Below are 19,103 nucleotides of genomic sequence, written 5' to 3'. Positions count from 1 at the left end.
ATAATATTACATTAATGTACGGAACTAATCAAGATGGTTGGAATCACCTAATAATCGCACAGCGTAAACTTGGTCACAAAATCCCCTTAATCCATTGTATACACGCTGCATTCTTGAATCATGTTCAACTAGCCCGAATACAGTAGGTCCACTTCCGCTCATCAACACTGCATCCGCTCCGAACGTTTTCATTTGTTCTTTAATATTGGCAACTTCCGGGTACAGCGGCAAGGTTACATGTTCCAACACATTTCCGAGATTGCTGCATACTTTGCTTAAATCATTTTCATATATGGCTTCTACCATTTTTTTTACGTTCGGCCTGTCTATTCCTTCAAGCTTTAGCCTTTTGTATATATCTGCCGTGGATACTCCAAGCGTGGGCTTAGCAAGGACTACCCAACACTTTGGCGGAGGAGGCAAATGGACAATTTTCTCTCCTCTTCCTCTTGCGATCGCAGTTCCGCCATACACGCAAAAAGAGACATCCGAGCCAATCTCCGCTCCAATCTCAGCAAGCTCGTCTAATGACAAACCAAGCCTCCAAAGCCTGTTTAGCCCTCTTAATGCAGCTGCTGCATCACTGCTCCCGCCAGCCAATCCAGCCGCTACCGGGATATTTTTTTCTATTGTAATGGAGACACCCTTTCTGACTCCGTACCGTTCTTTTAATAAAGCAGCAGCCTGATAAGCCAGATTTCTGCTGTCATCGGGAACAAACCGGTTATGTGATATTATTTTAATATTGTCTTCCCGGATTTCCTTTAGTTCTATTCTGTCCGCCAAATCTACCGTAGTCATAATCATTTCTACCTCATGGTACCCATCTGGCCGCTTAAAAAGTACATCCAACGCTAAATTTATCTTAGCGGGTGCCTTCTCCATAAGCTTCAATACGCCCACCTACTTTACGATCTAGAAAGTTCTTGTCCTATTTTATCATATATAACACTATTCTAAAGGTTTTTCACAGGTATTTTCAATGTATGTAAAATACTATTTTAGAACGTTCGCTCCATATAGGACGTATTGCAGCAGGAGGATGATCTCCATGTTGCCTGTTTCGGCTATGATAACTTTGATATTATGTCGAAGTGCAGGTAACCCCTAATAAATTTGCCGTGCCTCCTCCTTGCCAAGATACTTGTGAGCAAGGAGGAGCGCACCCGGCAATGGTATAACGGCCTGAGCAGTTTTTGTTACTATTGTACCAGTTCGAAATTGACGGAAAATCAGCTATCGATTCATCATTTGGCTCTGCGCCTTAAGGATCGCAAGCTTCACTAAATTCCCAGCATCCCTAGCCTTAATTCCTCCCCAGCCTTCTCTTTGGACTACATCGTAAAAGCCTAATTCTTTGGCAAGTTCTTCTTTAAACCCCTCCGACATAATGCTTCTTCTTCTGCCCAAATTGAACAACCCCTTTCACAGGCCGTTACAAGTATTATGTTTTGTTTAATTGAACTATTACATGTACTGCATCTTGCAGGCTAAAATGGAAATGAATCCTCTGAAGATAAATAAAAAGCAGTGAACTAAGTTCACTGCCGGCAAAGATTTACACTTCTTGCTGTTTGTTCAAGAATGTTAATTCTACAGTTTCTGTTAATACATCAGCGTAGCTGTATGAGACCCTTTCAAAGGCGTTCTCATCCTGGTCGAGCTCAATAACAAAGACAGACGGATAAGTTTCCGCTAGCGTTCCAAAACGCTCTACAGTTTTTCTTCTTCCGCCATTCGCTTTCAAAAGCAATCTGTTCCCTAAATTCGAGTCTAATGCTTTTTTAATATCAGCTAAAGTTTTTGGCATCTCGGTCCACCTCACTAAGTGTAGTATATCACACACCGCGACCAAACGTCAATAAAATAATAAATTATATCAGCAGTTAAATTTGTTTGTCAATGATTTTTTAACAACAAAATTCGCCGAGTGATCAACAATTCTATTATGGTTTTTCAAGGGAACAATTATGTATTTATGCCAGGCAATATTATTCTGTCCATGTTTGAACTCACAAAAACAGAGCGGTGACCTCTTCGTCACAGCTCATTCTTCTTTTATCAAATTATACGGCATACCGGTACGCAATACGCCTCTCGAATCAATCCCCCCAAGCCCCTTTTCTCCAGTTAGAGTGTTACGCAGGACATCCCATACACGAATATAGTCCATAAAGGGAGTAAATGACACTTTTGCTACAATATAGACCGGGTCCAATGCATGAATGTTAATTCTAGTTGGTGAGCTGGCAAAGTTGGCTCCCGCCTGAATAAGCGATTCAAAGTGAGACTGGCACGCCCCGGCAAAGATAATCAAATGGTCCAGGCTTGGGACCTTCTTTCGGGCCTCCATTACTGTTTGGGCAAAATGCCTGGAATGGCGATAGGCACTTAAATCTGTTTTATGCCCTTTTGATTTTGTATATGCATCATGTCCAGTAATCACCAAAATATCCGGCCGATAATCATCTATAAATGATCCGATCCTCTCAGGCATTTCTTTTTCATTACAGTAGACGCCATTTACAGGTACGCCAATTTTTTCATACAAATCCAGACATTTTTTTAAATAGGAAGGGTCTCCGTCAACATGTAAAACTCTTCCGGGAATCTGGAAGTAGTCCCCATTATATCGATAGCCATTGCTGGACTGGTATTCACTCTTTTGTATTAACAGCTCTTTATCCTGAGAGAACAATAAATAAGATTGTTCCGTCAGGGCTGCATTAGCTAATTGCCGTTCATTCTTTTCCTGGTCATCCAAGTATGTCAGGTCTTCAAAAGGAGCATCTGCAACCAGCCTTACATCCTCTCCGTACAATATCGCTTCCTGTTTTCCCTGTCTTTCCCGGACATCAATAATGCGAAAAAGCAAATCGGTGTTATAAGATTTCCTTGCAACAATATCATTTATTTTAAATTCCATCGACTCACCTCGGGGAAATATACCGGCAATGAAAAACTTATTCTTTGATAAGCTATGCATGTTAGATTAAGTTGGTGAGATGTCCTTTGAACAATACATGCAGATGCCAGCAGATAGGAAAGTGGAACAGGTGAGACCCCTCGTGGAGCTGTACCGACGGGGACGCTCCCAACGCCCGCTCCGCGGAAAATAAAGCCCCTGGGACGAATATCACTAAAAATCCCTTTAATAGACCCCAAAAAGACTGTAGGCAGTTTGTCTACAGTCAGAAAGCCCTGTTAAAGGGCTTGGACAATAATGTAAGGTATGTGCAGCTCAGGAAAAATTCGGAACAAGAAGATCACTTAAAAGGCCAAATTCGACAATTGATAAGGTCTCCCCTCTTCGTGCAGGATCTATGCCTGCCGCTTCAAGAGCTGAAATGATCTGCTCTTTTTTCTCTTTTCCGCCAGGCAGCTGGCTAGTTAGGTTATTTAGAATAGTCTTGCGGCGCTGTGCGAAACTTGCCCTGATCAGTGTAAAGAAAAAATTCTCATCCTTCACCTTCACAAGCGGTTCAGGTCGTCTTGTAAGCCGAATTACAGCCGAGTCAACATTTGGCTGCGGCACAAAAACAGTCTTGGGAACTACCATTACCGTTTCCGCCTCCGTATAATATTGAATTGCTATCGATAAAGAGCCATAATCTTTTGTTCCCGGGCTGGCAGATATCCTGTCAGCTACTTCTTTTTGAAGCATTACCACCATTCCCCGGATCGGCAAGCCTTCCGATAACAGCTTCATAATAATCGGCGTAGTGACGTAATACGGTAGATTTGCCACCACCATGAGGTCCTGCGAATCTTGAAATTCTTCTTTGACTATTTGGGCTACATCAGCCTTCAACACATCTTGATGAAAAATTTTAATATTATGGTATGGAGAGAGTGTGTCTTCCAGGATGGGAAGAAGCCTCTGGTCTATTTCAAATGCAATTACCTTTTTAGCTCTTTTGGCAAGCTGCTCAGTAAGTGCTCCAATGCCCGGCCCAATTTCAATGGCGCCGCTGTCAGCTTCCAGCTCGGCAAAATCGACAATTTTATTTAAGATATTCGTATCAATAAGAAAATTTTGTCCCAGACTCTTTTTGAAGGAAAACCCGTATTTTTCAAGGATTCCTCTTGTCCTAAGGGGAGTAGCTATATCTTTATGCATGATGTTATTCCTCCTGCTCAATCTGTCTTAGCGCTTTATAAAAAGATGTAGCACTTATTTGAAACATCCTCAGGCGCTTATGCAGCTGTTTTCCATTTGTAAAACCAATATTCAATAGCAAACCGAGCATCTCTCTGCGTTCTTTAGCTCCGGGCCCAGCAATTAATCCTGCTTCTAACAATTCCTTCATGGTGATTTCCTCAGGGGAATCGTGTTCCATCATTTGCGCTTCCTTCAAGGCAATCCTGATTGCTTCCGGTGCGGCATGCTCCACACCAATTCCCCGTCCGGATTTTGGAAGAGCCTCTTGTTTAGAAATGAAAGCATGTTTACATCCCGGCACATTCTCCGCAATGATGTTTCTTATTTTTTGGCCGGGAAAATCAGGATCTGTAAATATAATTACGCCTCTGGTCTTTTGTGCAAGCCTTACCTGTTCAATCACCGAATCGTTGACCGCCGAGCCATTTGTCTCGATAGTATCAGCGTTTACAGCACGTTTTATTGCAACCGTATCATCTTTGCCTTCTACGACAATTATTTCTTTAATTTTTTTCATTATTCCTCCATTAAGTGAAACCTTCTTATATCTATCAACGTCTAAATGATTGTAAGATTTATATTATGAATCCAATATATTTCACACAAAATTTCAAACCGGCCAATCTACTTTTCATTCAGAATTGGTTACCATCATGCTGAATCACATTTTTCATTATAACGCAACAAAGCAGGAGATTGAAAATCCCCCGCCAATATTATTTAAATATCCTAATTCTTACTTTTTTGGAACCCCAGCGATATGCATCAGCTGTATTAGGAAAGTATACATCTATTTTGTGTCCTTTTATGGCTCCGCCTGTGTCAGCAGCAACGGCGTACCCATATCCCTCCACATAGACTTTGCTGCCCAGCGGAATGACTCGAGGATCTACAGCAATGATTCTAACATTTGGATTGGCCCTAAGATTAATCCCAGTTGCCGTCCTCCCCGAACAGCCATGGCAGCTGGCGGTATATGCTGTAGAATTTACATATATCATCTGTCCTCCAGCAGCCCTTTCACCGCGGGAAGCCTGTGCTATGTAATTTTTTGCACCTACAGCCACTACCCTGTCTTTTTTCTGTTTAATAACCTTCTCGGATATAAGCTTGCGTGCGACTTCCTTGCCATCTTCCCTGATAACTTCATATTGCTTTGTGAGCAATCCGTCTTTGCCGGGTTCTACTATGTTTGACTTACCTTCCAGCAGCCTGTTATCTTTTTTATGTAAAACTGAATATTTTATTGGTTCTTCCACTACATCGGTGACTTTTTGAACTCGAATGACATTTACACTGGTAGAAGCATGTATTTTGTCACTTAAATTGGGCTTAACCCGGTCAAGTTTATGTATCTTTATACCTTGTTGTTTTAAAAAGTCAGCGACCGTAGCCGAAGTTGACCAGACCTGCTTTTCCTTGCCTCCAACTACCAAACTAACGGGAAAAGCGTGATTGATAGCAATTGTCATCTTGTCATGGATTTTTGTCTTGTGCGAGGGCCTGATTTTATCAAATTTTGAGAGTGCGAGTTTTTGCTCTATAAGCAGCTGTTCTACCGTACCGGATGTGGTCCAGACCGTTGAAGCGCTGCCGCCATCCTGTATTACTTTTACTTGCCGGGCCGGTTCCCAAACAACTTCAAGCCGGTCTTTTACTTTACTGTTTCCCGAGGGAGATAAATAATCCTCAGCCTTAGCAGTAATCTCCAACTCTTGTAGAATAGCAGTAATTGTATCTGCATGCGTTCTTACTACCCTTTTTTCACCATCCAACTTTAAAAATACCCTATGTTTCGTCCCTTCATAGAACACAATCACCAAAATTGCGGCAAACGCGACTATGCTGCCGATTATGATGGTCAGTCTCCTTCTCCCAATTTGGTTGGGAATGAGATTTTTCATGGGTAAAGACAAAGAAAAACTCCTCCTTTTAGATCCCTGATTAATATCGACAAAACTCTGCGTTAAACCAATTAAATGATGCCCGCGGAAAGTAATTTTTATTATGCATACAATCGATTAAATTGAAAAGGCAGACTTATCGACACCATTTTCTCTCATCCTTTGCTGCTTTGTAGAATGTTCAGGAAATTAGTCTGTTAGTTACATATCTAGCGGCGAACTGACAGCAAATGCTGTCAGTCAATGCCGAATATTTTTTTTGCATTTTGTGATGTTATATCTGCTACTTGTTGATATGAAATCCCTTTTATTTCCGCTATTTGTTCAGCTACTAATTTTACGAAAGCAGGCTCGTTACGTTTGCCTCGATATGGATGGGGAGCAAGATATGGGCAATCTGTTTCTATCAGCAACCGGTCAAGCGGGATGACCTCAGCCACTTCCTTAGGTTTCTTGGCATTTTTGAATGTAACCGGTCCGCCAAGGGAAATGTAAAAATTCATTTCTACACATTCTTTAGCCGTCTCTGGGCTACCGCTAAAGCAATGCATTATTCCACCGACGTCCGATGCTTTCTCTTCTTTTAAAATCTCTACTATATCAGCAGTTGCTTCCCTATTGTGAATGATAATGGGAAGTTTTACTTTCTTAGCCAGGCGTATCTGTTTTCTAAATACTTCCTTTTGCACTTCCTTTGGAGATTTATCCCAGTAATAATCCAATCCCATTTCCCCGATTGCGACTACCTTTGGATGAGCCGCCAACTCTTCAATCCAGATTAGATCTTCTTCTGTCATATCTATTGCGTCTACAGGATGCCATCCAACACCTGCATACATAAAATCATATTTTTCCACAAGCTCCATGGCCTTTTTGATTGTTGGACGATCGAACCCTATAACCACAACATTAGAAACACCTGCCTGCTGAGCTCTCTCGATCACTTCATTCAAATCTTCCTGAAACTGTTCTGCATTCAAATGTACATGTGTGTCAAACAGCATTTTCCTTCTTCCCTTTCAAACAAAAAATTATATTACAAGCCTATAGCTAATATTTCTACTTCTATGTAACAAGTATTTAAAAATTGTTTATTTTCAGCTTTCCGAATGTTTCTTCATTCTACTGATTAACCAAGAAATTGCAAAATGATTTGCTTTCCAATCTCCTTGCTGGTTATTAGTTTATAAAATAGGGAGGCATATAATTCTATGTGAGAATAAATAACTCATCAGACAAACCATGAAAAAAGTGTAATAATGTTCCACATGGAACAGTATTACACTTTTTTAAGAAAACATTCTTTTAATTATTATCATTTACTTTACAAATGTTAAAAATAGGTAATAATAATTAAATTTCTATTTTTATTTAACCTTCGAACCATTTGGAAGAGAAGAATCAACTGTAGCAACGGAAAGCCGGCCTTCAGAGCTTCCAGCCAGGATCATACCCTGCGATAGCTCGCCGCGTAATTTAACCGGCTTAAGATTCGTCACACAGATCACTTTTTTGCCCACTAATTCCTCTGGTTTATAGTATTGAGCAATGCCGGATACTACTTGTCTCTTCTCATATCCCAGATCAAGCTGAAGCTTCAGCAGCTTATCAGCTTTTTTCACAGGCTCTACCTCCAGCACTTGGGCTACCCTAAGTTCCACTTTCATGAAATCATCGATAGTAATTTCATCTACTTCAGGGATTTCTTCTTCACCCTGAGGTTCCTTTTCTTCTTCTTTCTTAGATCCGCCTTGCATCTGGTCTTTAATATATTGTATTTCATCAGCAAACTCCAAACGAGGGAATATAGGCTGTCCCTTATCGACTTTGGTACCTTCCGGAATCTGTCCAAAGCGTTCTAGGCTGTCCCATGCTTTTAGAGTCTCATCTATGATGTTTAACTGCTTAAATATTTCTCCTGGAGTCCTTGTGAGGAATGGCTGCAAAAGAACGGCGATCCGGCGCAGAGATTCTGCCAAATGGACCATGACACTCGCCAATTCATTTCGCTTGGATTCATCTTTTGCGAGGTTCCAGGGCTGCGTTTCATCTATATATTTATTGGTTCTGCTAACAAGCTGCCACAAACTCGACAGGGCAACGGAAAATTCCATCTTCTCCATAGCCTCTTCATATTTCTTTACTGTCTCATTATTCATATCGAGCAGAGATGCGTCAAATTTTGTCACTGAACCTGAATATGTCGGAATCACGCCATCGAAATACTTATCGACCATGGCTACTGTACGATTTAATAGATTCCCAAGGTCATTTGCAAGATCAAAATTAATTCTTTCAACAAAACCTTCCGGAGTAAATACCCCGTCTGATCCAAATGGCACTTCCCTTAGCAAATAATATCTCAATGCATCCAGACCGTAACGGTCGATCAATGTGACCGGATCAACAACATTTCCTTTTGACTTTGACATTTTTCCATCTTTCATTAGGAGCCAGCCATGCGCAAATACTTTTTTAGGCAATGGCAGATCAAGCGCCATTAGCATAATCGGCCAGTAAATTGTATGGAAGCGGACGATTTCCTTACCTACAAGATGGACATCAGCAGGCCAGTATTTTAAGTATTTTGCATCATCTTCTGTTCCATATCCTAATGCAGTTATATAATTTGATAACGCATCAATCCACACATATATAACATGTTTGGGATTTCCCGGTACCTTAACACCCCAGTCAAACGTTGTCCGGGATACTGCGAGATCCTCGAGACCTGGTTTAATGAAATTATTAATCATTTCATTTTTTCTTGATTCTGGCTGTATAAATTCTGGATTTTCTTCATAAAACTGCAGAAGCCTGTCCGCGTACTTGCTCATTCTAAAGAAATAAGACTCTTCTTTTACTTTTTCTACCGGCCTGCCGCAGTCGGGGCAATTCCCCCCCTCGACTTGACGCTCCGTAAAGAAGGATTCACATGGTGTACAATAAAGGCCTTCGTATTCATCCAGGTAGATATCGCCTTGATCCAAAAGCTGCTTAAATAGTTTTTCGACAACTTTTTTATGCCGGTCTTCGGTAGTCCTTATAAAATCATCATAGGAAATATCAAGTTTACTCCACAGTTCTTTAATGGCGGAGACAATATTATCAACATACGCTTGAGGAGAAACGCCCTCCTCTTCTGCTTTTCGCTGTATTTTCTGTCCGTGTTCATCAGTGCCTGTTAGATACATAACATCAAAGCCGCGTAATCTTTTGTACCGAGCCATTGCATCGCCCGCTACGGTTGTATATGCATGGCCTATATGCAGGTTTCCGCTTGGATAATATATAGGTGTAGTAATGTAAAAAGTATTCTGTGCCTTTCCCTTCATCATTTTCCCTCCCGAAGTAAGTTTCTAAAAAATTTTGTTCGGACGTTGCTGTCCCTGCCAGCCGGCATAATCACTGCAGCACATATCACAAATAAAAAAACCCCCATGATGCGAGAGTTAATTATGAAAGACTGCCAAAAAACTATATAAAAATGACTAAAAAGCAGATTTCATTTACTCTAAGAACATTTATTTTATCATTTTAAGAATGTGTAGTGCAGCTTATATATATTGTCATCATAACCTCTTCTACCAACAAAATATACCTAAAAACTTGAAATAGTGCAACTTCTGGCGTCTTGTATTTCTTGCCGATTTCTCCAGGATGCCATATACGGTGCACTATATTTCATACTGGAATGCATATGTCGAAATTTTGTCGAAAAATATTATGCATGAGTCTTTCCTTCAAATTGGCATTTGGTCTGGATATATTTTGCAAATGTGCTATATTACCCGGTTAGTATGGGAAGTTTATGCCATTATCTTTAATTAAGTATAAAATGATTGACGGATTTGGGAATGGCTGGTATTATGAATTTATAGAAATTTGTCGAATCATGACGAAAAAGATATAGAAAATTCCGGTACATAATGAAGCTGAGAGGAGATTTTTATAATTATGAAATCTACAGGAATAGTACGTAAAGTTGATGAATTAGGGCGTGTAGTAATTCCGATTGAACTTCGACGCACTTTAGGAATTGCGGAAAAGGATGCCCTTGAAATATATGTGGACGATGAGCGCATCATTTTGAAAAAAATATAAGCCGAACATGACTTGCCATGTAACAGGCGAAGTTTCTGACAATAACTTATCTCTTGCAGGCGGAAAATTAATCCTTAGCCGAGACGGTGCAGAACAACTTATTAAGGAAATTCAAGAAAATTTCCTAGTAAAATAATTAAAACCAAGAGGCTTCTTTCAGAAGCCTCTTTCCTTTTTTAAGAAGGCATACTGTCTCTGGATTACGTAACTATTTAATGACAACCGTTTAATTCGACATGTTTCATTATTCGATATGGTAAGCCTGGTATACATCCCTTTTATTCATGCCCCGGTCTTTAGCAGTCTGTTTGATTGCCTCTTTAGAATGTAACTTTTGTTTATGGATATAATAATCCACATGTTCGGCAATTTTCATTCCGTCCCACCAATTTTCATCTTCATCCACATCCGATTGTTCAATGGAATTCCCTTCAATTACGAGACAAAATTCCCCCCTAATTTCAGATTCGGCGGCCCATTGCAGCATTTCGCTGACACTGCCCCGAATAAACTCCTCAAACTTTTTCGTTAATTCCCTGCTTAAAACAATTCTCCGATCCCCCAGAACATCTAATATCAATTTAAGGGTTTCCTTTAACCGATGAGGAGATTCATAAATGATCCATGTACATGTAACTTTCTTCAATCTTTCTAAATCCTGTCTTTTCTCCTTCGTATTTCTTGGGAGAAATCCATAAAAGTAAAAAGGCTGGGGCACTAAACCGGAAGCAATCAACGCAGTCAAAGCCGCGTTGGCACCGGGTAAAGGAATTACCGTAATCTGTTCCTTTAATGCCTCCGTAACCAATTCAAAACCGGGATCAGAAATCGTTGGCATCCCAGCATCACTTACAAGTGCCACCGTTTGGCCTTCTAAAAGCCGGTCAATGATTTTCTTCCCGCTTGTTTGCTTATTATGCTCATGATAACTCACTATAGGAGTATCAATTTCAAAATAATTGCAAAGCTTCCTGGTATTTCTCGTATCTTCAGCAGCAATTACATCTGCTTCTTTTAATATCCTCACTGCCCTGAAACTCATGTCCTCCAAATTGCCAATTGGTGTCGGCACTAAATATAAAGCTGACTTCGTCCCTTCTTTTTCAAAGCTCTTCTGCTGCCACATTACAAAACCGCCTTCCTCATCCATTCCTCTTTTTGTCTCCTGGTCAATTGTTTGAAACGATATTCAGCTTGAAGAGCATCTCGTTTATTATCAAATGTTTGGAAGAATACCAGTTCCACAGGAACCCGGCCCCTTGTATATTTTGCGCCTTTTCCTTCGTTATGCTTTTTGATCCGTTCTTCCAGATTATTTGTATAACCCGCATAATAAGTCAGATCCCTGCATCTTAAAACGTAGAAAAAGTGTTCATTATTCTCCATATAGGATCCTTCTTACTTCAGGTGTATACTCATTGTTTTCATTATACACGATTAACGGCGGCTCTATTTTTAAATCGGGGCTTCCATCCTTTATGCCTTCTACCAATATAGTGTTAGCTTCTTTGCCGGCCTTTGGATAAACAAACTGTAGCCTTTTTGGTTCAAGACGGTACTGCCTCATCGTAGCCAGTATGTCAATTAGTCTTCCGGGACGATGAACAAACGCCGCTTTTCCTCCCTGCTTCAACAGCTGGCTGCTAACACGGACTACATCCTCTAAAGTACAATAAATCTCATGTCTTGCTATAGCAAAATGTTCATTTTTATGGACTTCATCATGCGAAGAAATAGGAAAATAGGGTGGATTACAGCTTACGACATCAAATTTGCTGTATCCTACCTGCTTTGATATTTCTCTGATATCTCCATGAATTATGTTTATTTGTTCAGAAAGCTTGTTATATTGGACACTCCTTGCTGCCATGTCATAAAGGCGCTCCTGTATTTCCACACCAACAATCTTTCCTTTAGTCCTTGTGGAAAGCAACAGCGGAATTACGCCATTACCGGTGCACAAATCTATAAGATTTCCCTTTTGAATAGGCACCTGAGCAAATTTCGCCAGGAGGACGGCATCCAGTGAGAAAGAAAATACCGATGGACTCTGTATGATCCTCAGGTTCTCAGCTAACAAATAATCGAGGCGTTCATCCCCTTTTATCATATTTCCACTCCTCGTGCTATTATATCTCTGTCAAATCGTTGCTGATAAAAAAATTAATACAGTAACCAGTACGCATATATGTATCGTCTATTTATGGACAGAATTTTATTCTGAAGAAAAAGCCTTCCCTTTAAAAGGAAAGGCCATCATTATTTTTTATTAAGAAAAGATAAGCAGAACAGGCAGTCTCCTTCTTTTCTTAAGCTTCCAAAATGAAGATTGCAAATATGGAATCCTTCTTGATACAGGCGCGCCAGGTTGTCATAACCTTCACCTATATCATGCACCTTCTCTTCTTTATTTTCACGACGGCGGACTTTCGACTTAGAATCTCCATTAACAGGCATACTCTTATCGGAAACATGGTCCAGACGCCTACGTAAATGCTCATTCTCCAGTTTCAGGGAATGATTTTCTTCGATGATTTCGGCCAGATGCTGTTTAAGTTCCCCTAGCTGTGTATAAAGCTGGCCTATTTGAGTTTCCATACTCGTGACCGAATCAAAAATTTCTTTCTTGTCCACGCTCGTCCACCACCTTAATAATCTGTGGCTTGAATAGAAACGGCTCCCTCTTTTAGAATTTCATCTAAAGTATACTCTAATACTCTTTCTTGCTCGGCCAATTCAACCTGAAGTATTCGTTCTAGAATATTAAGCCCTACTACCTTGCCTCTTCCATTCGGAGTTTCGATCATCTCACCCAAGTCCGGTAGGAGTTCCTTTGCATGTTCATATTCATCATTTTCATACTTTAGACAGCACATTAATCTGCCGCAAAGACCGGAGATTTTGGTAGGATTCAGTGAAAGGTTTTGATCCTTGGCCATTTTAATGGATACCGGCTCAAAATCTCCCAAGAATGTAGAACAGCACAGCATTCTGCCGCAAGGTCCAATTCCGCCTAGCATCTTAGCTTCATCCCGGACCCCAATTTGACGTAATTCAATACGCGTTCTAAAAATGGCAGCAAGATCCTTAACCAGGTCACGGAAATCAACCCTGCCATCTGCAGTAAAATAAAATACGACTTTATTTCGATCAAAGGTATATTCTACATCGACTAATTTCATATCGAGCTGATGCTCTGATACCTTTTCACAGCATGTATTGTACGCTTCACTTGCGGCTGCTTTATTCTCTTCCACAATCAGCCTGTCCTTTTGATCAGCTATCCTTAATACCTTTTTCAGTGGCAGTACAACATCGTTCTCGTCTACCTTCTTCCGGGCGGTAACAACTCGGCCAAATTCTACCCCACGGACTGTTTCGACAATAACGAATTCGTCCTTTGGAATGTTAAGCTCTCCCGGGTCGAAGTAGTATATCTTACCCGCTTTTTTAAAACGGACACCTACAACATCATACAAATGATGATCCCTCCTGCAAATTCAGCACAAGCTGCTCCATCAGCAGCTGTGGATTTGTATTGGACATCAGCTTCCTCTTTGCTTCTAAAATAAAGCGCATTTTCTCAGCCAGGCGTTTCTGTGACATATGAAGAGCGTGTGACTCATACTCACTGATTTTATTTTGAAAAACAATATGATTCCGCTGGTCCAACTGAATGTATAGTAAATCCTTATAAATAAGAAATAACAAATCAAGACCTCTGTCTTGCTGCACTTTATCCTTAAAGTGCACAAACCATTCCTCTTGAAGATACAACAATGATTTCATAGAATTCATCTGTAATGCTTCATATAATTTTAACACTATTTTTTGGGCTTGTGCAAACCATTCCTCAGAACTCATTCGAAGTCCTTCTTCGAAATTGTGGGTGAGCTGGGAAATGACAGAGGCCGTAATAGGCTCTACGCCTTGATCTATTAAGTTTTTCTTTACATTCTCAGGAGAAAGGGGTTTGAATGGTAATATTTGACATCTTGATAATATAGTTGGCAATACCCGTTGACCCTGTTCTGTAATGAGTATTGCAACTGTATCAGACTGGGGTTCTTCGAGGAATTTTAATAAGCTATTTGCTGCCTGTACCGACATTTTTTCGGCATCTACAATCATGTAAATTTTAAGGTCGGATTCGACACTCTTCTTAGAAAATTCGTCCTGCAATAATTTTATTTGTTCTTTTTTAATCGATAAGCCCTCAGGCTCAATATAATGCAAATCAGGGTGATTACCAGAATTAATCCGTCTGCAGTTTACACATTGTCCACAAGGGATATAACCTTCATCAGGATGTTCGCATAGAAGGCTCTTTGCAAAAATAAGGGCAATATCCTTTTTGCCAGTTCCTTTTTCTCCTTCAAAAAGGTAAGCATGCGCCACTCTATTTCTTGTGATGCTATTCTTAATCATTGTCATAACCTCAGGCTGTATGCTCTTGAGGTCCTGCCAGGTCTTTACCATTCCCATCAACTGCCTTAAGTATATAAATTGATCAATAATCCCTTTATCTCTCCGATTTTGCCCAAAATATCAATCGAGCCCTTCTCGGATTTCATGACCTCATCTGTTAATTCAAGTAATTTCTCATCAATAGTTTCTACAATTTTAAGCGGGCGGCTTTGCCCGAACTGTGTCCAGCTATGTGATTGCTTCAAATCCATGCCAAAATCTACGGACTCCCGAACAAAACGTTTAACAAGTGTTTTAAATTTTGCCAAATCCCTAAAATTGCGGGATTTGCTTAGTCGTTGTCCAGCACCCTGAATATCACTCAACAATCGATTTAATGTTTCTAGCTGCATTTTTTGGTCTTGTTTCTGTACAAGCTGCTGGAACTTCCCATTTCCCGTTGAGATTTGCCGTGAGTCCTGCCTTAACTTATCCATTTTGACATGCAATTCTTGATTAATCTTCATGTTGACGCCACCTTGCTTTCCTTTAGAATTGCAGGAAATTCTCGATTGGCAGCACGAACACGGTTGCGCCGCCGACTTCAATTTCTACCGGATATGGAACATAGGAGTCTGCATTTCCGCCCATTGGAGAAACTGGCGCCACTAACTGCTGTCTGGATTGGCAGCTTTCCTTGATGATTTGAAGGCACTTATCTACCCTGATATCTTCCGTACCAATCATGAAGGTAGTGTTGCCAGACTTCAGGAATCCACCCGTACTGGCAAGCTTGGTAGCCCGGAAATTATTATCCACCAGCTTGTTTAACAATTTCTGGCTGTCCTTATCCTGAATTACCGCAATGATCATTTTCATAATACCATCCTCCAGTCACTTATATCTCATTATATCTACTAGTACCTATACCCAAAAAAGCTAGTTAGCAGGCAACTTTATATAAGGATATTAAAATAAACCCATTTAACCGGGACACTGATATTATTTCTTAATCCTCTCCAGCAATTTGTTCTTTGTTTGCGAAAGTACCCCAGCCAAATCCTGTGAGGCATCTATTATGCAGAATCGTTCCTTTGATTGGTCTATGACTTTAAAATAACCTTCCCTAACCTTCTGATGGAAATCAAGCTCTTCCAGATCAAGCCGATTCATTTCCCGGCTCTTGCTCATACGTATTCTCTGTAATCCTTCAGCCGGTTCTATGTCAAAAAATAATGTCAAATCTGGCATTAGATTTTCGATTGCAAATTGATTTATTTTAAATACTTCGTCCATACCCAGCCCTCGTGCAAAACCCTGATAGGCCAATGAACTATCTATAAACCTGTCACATAAAACAATTTGGCCTTTTTCCAAAGCAGGAATGACAACTTCCACCAGATGCTGCCTTCTTGCTGCAGCGTATAGCAAAGCTTCTGTTCGGCCATCCATAGTAGTATTGTCTTTATTTAAGATGACCTGCCGAATTTGTTCGGAAATAGGAACACCGCCTGGTTCCCTTGTCACTGCCACATCAAAGCCATTCTCCTGAAGAAACTCTGCTATATATTTAATGATGGTTGTCTTTCCTGCTCCTTCGGGGCCCTCTATGGTTATAAACATTCCGCGACTCATCCGCTACCTCCACGCACATGTTGTTGTGTTAAGTATACACCTTTATTAGGATTATTTATATACCTCTACCAGAAACCGATGAATTGCTTTTCCTCCATGAAACCTGGATCCCTTATCCACCAATTCCCGTAAATAAAGGACCATGTCAGAAGAAATCCTTTCCCCGGCCATGATAAGCGGGACACCCGGGGGATAAGGAGTAATTGTTTCTGCAGAAATCTTTCCGATACTATCATTTAAGTGAACCATCTTTTTCGGGCGCTGTCTCATTTCTGAGTATGTCAGCCCCAGCCGTGAAACAGTCTTAACATCGGTAATCCAAGGCGAAACCTCAGTTTCTGGGCTTGTAATAGAATCTTGTAGAATTCGCTCAATACTGCTAAGAGCTTTATCGAATGGATAGCTCTGCTCTTTTTTCAAAAGAGGCAGGACAAACAGAACATTTTTTGTGTCCGCCAATTCTGTGTAAATACTGTTTTGTTCCAGCTTTTGTTGCAGGGCAAATCCCGAAATGCCATCTGCTCTTATTGTTATCTTCAGCAAATCTATATCTGAAGGCACTGTTGGTTCCATCACGTGCAATCCGTTAATACGAGCCAACCCTTCTTTAAAGCATTTTACCCTGCGCTCTAGACTTGCCTTATCACTTTTTGAATAGGCGGCTAAGTAGGCCCTTGCCAGGTCAAGAGAAGCCATAATAGGATATGATGGGCTGCTTGATTGCAGCATCTGCAGATAAAATTTAATTCGTTCCGATGATACCAGGCTGCTTCGGTTAAGATGTAAATACGACCCCATTGTCATAGCAGGAAGGGTCTTATGAGCTGAATGTACAACAACATCAGCTCCGGCCTCAAGAGCAGATAGAGGAAAAGGATGGCCTGCTGCGAAGTGTGCACCATGAGCCTCATCCACCAATACAGGTATTTCCCTTTTATGCGCTGCTTGTACAATTTCTGCTAAATCTCTAGACATGCCATAATAATTGGGATGGGTTAAGATGACTGCTTTTGTTTGCGGATACTCGGCTAAAGCCTTTTCTACATTCTGTGCAGAAAGCCCGCCTGCTATCTGCCATTCTGGATCGATTTCGGGATGTACAAATACTGGAGAAAGGCCCGCAAGCATTTGCCCGTGAAGAATAGACTTATGGCAATTTCGCTGCACTAGAACCGTGTCACCTGGATTAGATACTGCCATAATCATGGCCAGATTTCCAACTGTAGTGCCATTTACTAAAAACAAACTTTCTTTTGAGCTATACAAATCGCTTAAAAGCGCTTGTGCTTCCAGTATTGGTCCTTCCGGTTCATGCAAATCATCGAGGCCGGATAACTCTGTGGCATCGATGGACAATAAATTTTGAAATAAACCTTCCCCTTTTTGAGGAAATATAGTTCCATTTTTGTGGCCGGGCACATGAAAGGAGACTGTGCCGGCCTGTTTATGCTTTAATAATGCGTTAAATAACGGTGTTGATGTCTGGTCCACACTAACCTTCCTTTACGGCCTTTTTTCATACATCTATTTTATCAAACGTTTGAGCTCAATGCTCCCCGCTCTTCACAGCAGAATGAATATCTTCCGAAAAAATATAAAGAGCCCAGCTCCTTCGTGCAATTGCCAATGTGAATTGCTTTCTAAAGGTTCCGAGCGCTGCTTGAATTTATGATAAGATTTTAGAAGTACCTATCTTTTTTAACTGGTTTACATAATGCGTATATTTTGGATGGTCTGTATCAGTGTTAATTAAATCCCTTTCACACTCATTACAAATAAATGACGTATATAGATGGATTCCGACATCTTTTACATGCTCACAAACAATACACGTTTCCCCGGCCGATTTTTTAGTAACAATTGAATCCAAATCTCCACCTCCATACCTGCATTGTCCCCAGAAATGACAAGTTGTATACAATTGTGGGAATAGTTGTAGTATTTGGGGAAGCGCCTATATCAATGTATGTGCTAATCAAGCTTTCAGTGTTTGTCTAACGTTGATTTTTTTATAATCGAGCCTGCCGTTTTGTAAGGATGGAGGTTTCCGCAGGATGATTGGCTTTAGTTTTGCTTCGCGCCGCATACTCTTACAAAGAGAGCCACCAACTCTACATCCGGCGCTCAAGTTTAACTTCCGTGTTCGAATCTTGGTTGGCGATGAGCGGAGGATCACTTGATCAGACTGTGGTCCCTGTGCGCTTCATGTACGAAGTCCATTCCAGTGGCCTGCATGATGTAGGTTTTGTAGGCGTTGCACCAGGACGTTGCGGTTGTAGCCTTTGTTCCTTATCTCTTGCTTCCTCGACCTCCTTGATCCTCTCCATTCAGATTTTTGCGTCTTCATTTATTTTGCCTTCTGACAGTTTCCCTATATAGGAAATTTCCCTATGTTAATTTTAAAAACAACAAAAAACCAGCCTTTCGGCTGGCTTATCAATGCTTGGCGACGTCCTACTCTCACAGGGGGAGAGCCCCCAACTACCATCGGCGCTGAAGAGCTTAACTTCCGTGTTCGGAATGGGAACGGGTGTGACCTCTTCGCCATCGTCACCAAACATATAAAGGAACGTTGTTCCTTCAAAACTAGATAACAGGTAAAGTTTTTGCATGTTTTCAAAACAGGATAATGTCTAGCTGCGAAAGCCAAACCGTACAGCTGTTTCGCTTCTTCTGGGCAAGACTTTAGGTCTTTTCCGCCAGAAGCTCCAACATCCTATCGGTTTAAGCGGGCTTTCTCCGCTTTTCAATTTGGTTAAGTCCTCGATCTATTAGTATCAGTCAGCTCCACGTGTCACCACGCTTCCACCCCTGACCTATCAACCTGATCATCTTTCAGGGATCTTACCAGCTTGCGCCATGGGAAATCTCATCTTGAGGGGGGCTTCATG

The 19,103-nt window shown here is 40.9% G+C and carries 20 protein-coding genes, 2 rRNA genes and 1 pseudogene (1 of these 23 only partly in view); 1 reads left to right on the top strand and 22 read right to left on the bottom strand.

Annotated features, from left to right (window positions below):
• Window positions 1-24: 24 nt before the first annotated feature.
• The 9 genes from ispE to metG all read right to left on the bottom strand — a co-directional run bounded on the left by ispE (window position 25) and on the right by metG (window position 9,401).
• Complete coding sequence (gene ispE / locus V1500_RS00275) at window positions 25-894, bottom strand: 4-(cytidine 5'-diphospho)-2-C-methyl-D-erythritol kinase (RefSeq protein WP_409303632.1); 870 nt, start codon at window positions 892-894, stop codon at window positions 25-27.
• Between the two features lie 342 nt (window positions 895-1,236).
• The gene (locus V1500_RS00270; RefSeq protein ID WP_409303630.1) at window positions 1,237-1,410 is read right to left on the bottom strand and encodes a protein sspF; all 174 of its coding nucleotides are present in this window, start codon (window positions 1,408-1,410) and stop codon (window positions 1,237-1,239) included.
• Between the two features lie 148 nt (window positions 1,411-1,558).
• Complete coding sequence (gene veg, locus V1500_RS00265) at window positions 1,559-1,810, bottom strand: biofilm formation stimulator Veg (RefSeq protein WP_409303628.1); 252 nt, start codon at window positions 1,808-1,810, stop codon at window positions 1,559-1,561.
• A gap of 237 nt (window positions 1,811-2,047) precedes the next feature.
• Window positions 2,048-2,926 (bottom strand): sporulation peptidase YabG, encoded by an 879-nt coding sequence (gene yabG / locus V1500_RS00260; RefSeq protein WP_409303626.1) that lies wholly within the window; start codon window positions 2,924-2,926, stop codon window positions 2,048-2,050.
• A 315-nt stretch (window positions 2,927-3,241) separates the two neighbouring features.
• A complete protein-coding gene (gene rsmA, locus V1500_RS00255) occupies window positions 3,242-4,120 on the bottom strand; it encodes a 16S rRNA (adenine(1518)-N(6)/adenine(1519)-N(6))-dimethyltransferase RsmA (protein WP_409303624.1) in 879 nt (292 codons plus the stop codon).
• A 4-nt stretch (window positions 4,121-4,124) separates the two neighbouring features.
• Window positions 4,125-4,679, bottom strand: coding sequence for a ribonuclease M5 (gene rnmV / locus V1500_RS00250; protein ID WP_409303623.1), 555 nt, complete (start codon window positions 4,677-4,679; stop codon window positions 4,125-4,127).
• Between the two features lie 199 nt (window positions 4,680-4,878).
• Entirely contained in the window at window positions 4,879-6,078 is a 1,200-nt protein-coding gene (locus V1500_RS00245; RefSeq protein WP_409303621.1) for a ubiquitin-like domain-containing protein, read from the bottom strand.
• Window positions 6,079-6,302: 224 nt separating this feature from the next.
• Window positions 6,303-7,070 carry a TatD family hydrolase gene (locus V1500_RS00240; protein WP_409303619.1) on the bottom strand — a complete coding sequence of 256 codons (768 nt, stop codon included), beginning with the start codon at window positions 7,068-7,070 and terminating at the stop codon, window positions 6,303-6,305.
• Between the two features lie 363 nt (window positions 7,071-7,433).
• Window positions 7,434-9,401: a methionine--tRNA ligase gene (gene metG / locus V1500_RS00235; protein ID WP_409305870.1), complete on the bottom strand. Its 1,968-nt coding sequence runs from the start codon at window positions 9,399-9,401 to the stop codon at window positions 7,434-7,436.
• A gap of 616 nt (window positions 9,402-10,017) precedes the next feature.
• On the opposite strand from metG, the pseudogene V1500_RS00230 reads away from it, so the two are divergent.
• Window positions 10,018-10,306: pseudogene (locus V1500_RS00230) on the top strand (AbrB/MazE/SpoVT family DNA-binding domain-containing protein).
• Between the two features lie 108 nt (window positions 10,307-10,414).
• Here V1500_RS00230 and rsmI read toward each other — a convergent pair.
• The 13 genes from rsmI to V1500_RS00165 form a co-directional block, all read right to left on the bottom strand.
• The gene (rsmI, locus tag V1500_RS00225; protein WP_409305869.1) at window positions 10,415-11,296 is read right to left on the bottom strand and encodes a 16S rRNA (cytidine(1402)-2'-O)-methyltransferase; all 882 of its coding nucleotides are present in this window, start codon (window positions 11,294-11,296) and stop codon (window positions 10,415-10,417) included.
• Window positions 11,296-11,556 carry a GIY-YIG nuclease family protein gene (locus V1500_RS00220; protein ID WP_409303617.1) on the bottom strand — a complete coding sequence of 87 codons (261 nt, stop codon included), beginning with the start codon at window positions 11,554-11,556 and terminating at the stop codon, window positions 11,296-11,298. The genes rsmI and V1500_RS00220 overlap by 1 nt, the downstream gene beginning before the upstream one ends.
• On the bottom strand, window positions 11,546-12,280 hold the full coding sequence (locus V1500_RS00215) for a tRNA1(Val) (adenine(37)-N6)-methyltransferase (RefSeq protein WP_409303615.1): 735 nt from the start codon (window positions 12,278-12,280) through the stop codon (window positions 11,546-11,548). The genes V1500_RS00220 and V1500_RS00215 overlap by 11 nt, the downstream gene beginning before the upstream one ends.
• 149 nt (window positions 12,281-12,429) lie before the next feature.
• Window positions 12,430-12,804, bottom strand: a complete 375-nt coding sequence (gene yabA, locus V1500_RS00210) for a DNA replication initiation control protein YabA (RefSeq protein WP_409303613.1) — start codon at window positions 12,802-12,804, stop codon at window positions 12,430-12,432.
• 14 nt (window positions 12,805-12,818) lie between these two features.
• The gene (locus V1500_RS00205) at window positions 12,819-13,649 is read right to left on the bottom strand and encodes a stage 0 sporulation family protein (RefSeq protein WP_409303611.1); all 831 of its coding nucleotides are present in this window, start codon (window positions 13,647-13,649) and stop codon (window positions 12,819-12,821) included.
• On the bottom strand, window positions 13,642-14,649 hold the full coding sequence (gene holB, locus V1500_RS00200; RefSeq protein ID WP_409303609.1) for a DNA polymerase III subunit delta': 1,008 nt from the start codon (window positions 14,647-14,649) through the stop codon (window positions 13,642-13,644). The genes V1500_RS00205 and holB overlap by 8 nt, the downstream gene beginning before the upstream one ends.
• Before the next feature lie 14 nt (window positions 14,650-14,663).
• The gene (locus V1500_RS00195) at window positions 14,664-15,104 is read right to left on the bottom strand and encodes a YaaR family protein (RefSeq protein WP_409303607.1); all 441 of its coding nucleotides are present in this window, start codon (window positions 15,102-15,104) and stop codon (window positions 14,664-14,666) included.
• Window positions 15,105-15,126: 22 nt separating this feature from the next.
• The gene (locus V1500_RS00190) at window positions 15,127-15,456 is read right to left on the bottom strand and encodes a cyclic-di-AMP receptor (protein WP_409303605.1); all 330 of its coding nucleotides are present in this window, start codon (window positions 15,454-15,456) and stop codon (window positions 15,127-15,129) included.
• 123 nt (window positions 15,457-15,579) lie between these two features.
• A complete protein-coding gene (gene tmk / locus V1500_RS00185; protein WP_409303603.1) occupies window positions 15,580-16,212 on the bottom strand; it encodes a dTMP kinase in 633 nt (210 codons plus the stop codon).
• Between the two features lie 51 nt (window positions 16,213-16,263).
• Window positions 16,264-17,703 carry an aminotransferase class I/II-fold pyridoxal phosphate-dependent enzyme gene (locus V1500_RS00180; protein ID WP_409303601.1) on the bottom strand — a complete coding sequence of 480 codons (1,440 nt, stop codon included), beginning with the start codon at window positions 17,701-17,703 and terminating at the stop codon, window positions 16,264-16,266.
• Window positions 17,704-17,878: 175 nt separating this feature from the next.
• Window positions 17,879-18,082, bottom strand: coding sequence for a sigma factor G inhibitor Gin (locus tag V1500_RS00175; RefSeq protein ID WP_409303599.1), 204 nt, complete (start codon window positions 18,080-18,082; stop codon window positions 17,879-17,881).
• A gap of 571 nt (window positions 18,083-18,653) precedes the next feature.
• A 5S ribosomal RNA gene (rrf, locus tag V1500_RS00170) occupies window positions 18,654-18,770 on the bottom strand.
• Window positions 18,771-18,963: 193 nt separating this feature from the next.
• A 23S ribosomal RNA gene (locus tag V1500_RS00165) occupies window positions 18,964-19,103 on the bottom strand (it continues 2,806 nt past the right edge of the window).

The organism is Peribacillus sedimenti (assembly GCF_046237635.1).
In the GTDB taxonomy this organism is placed as follows: Bacteria; Bacillota; Bacilli; order Bacillales; family DSM-1321; genus Peribacillus; species Peribacillus sedimenti.
The sequence above is the reverse complement of the archived record's forward strand: the minus strand, read 5'-3'. Positions and strand labels throughout refer to the sequence as shown.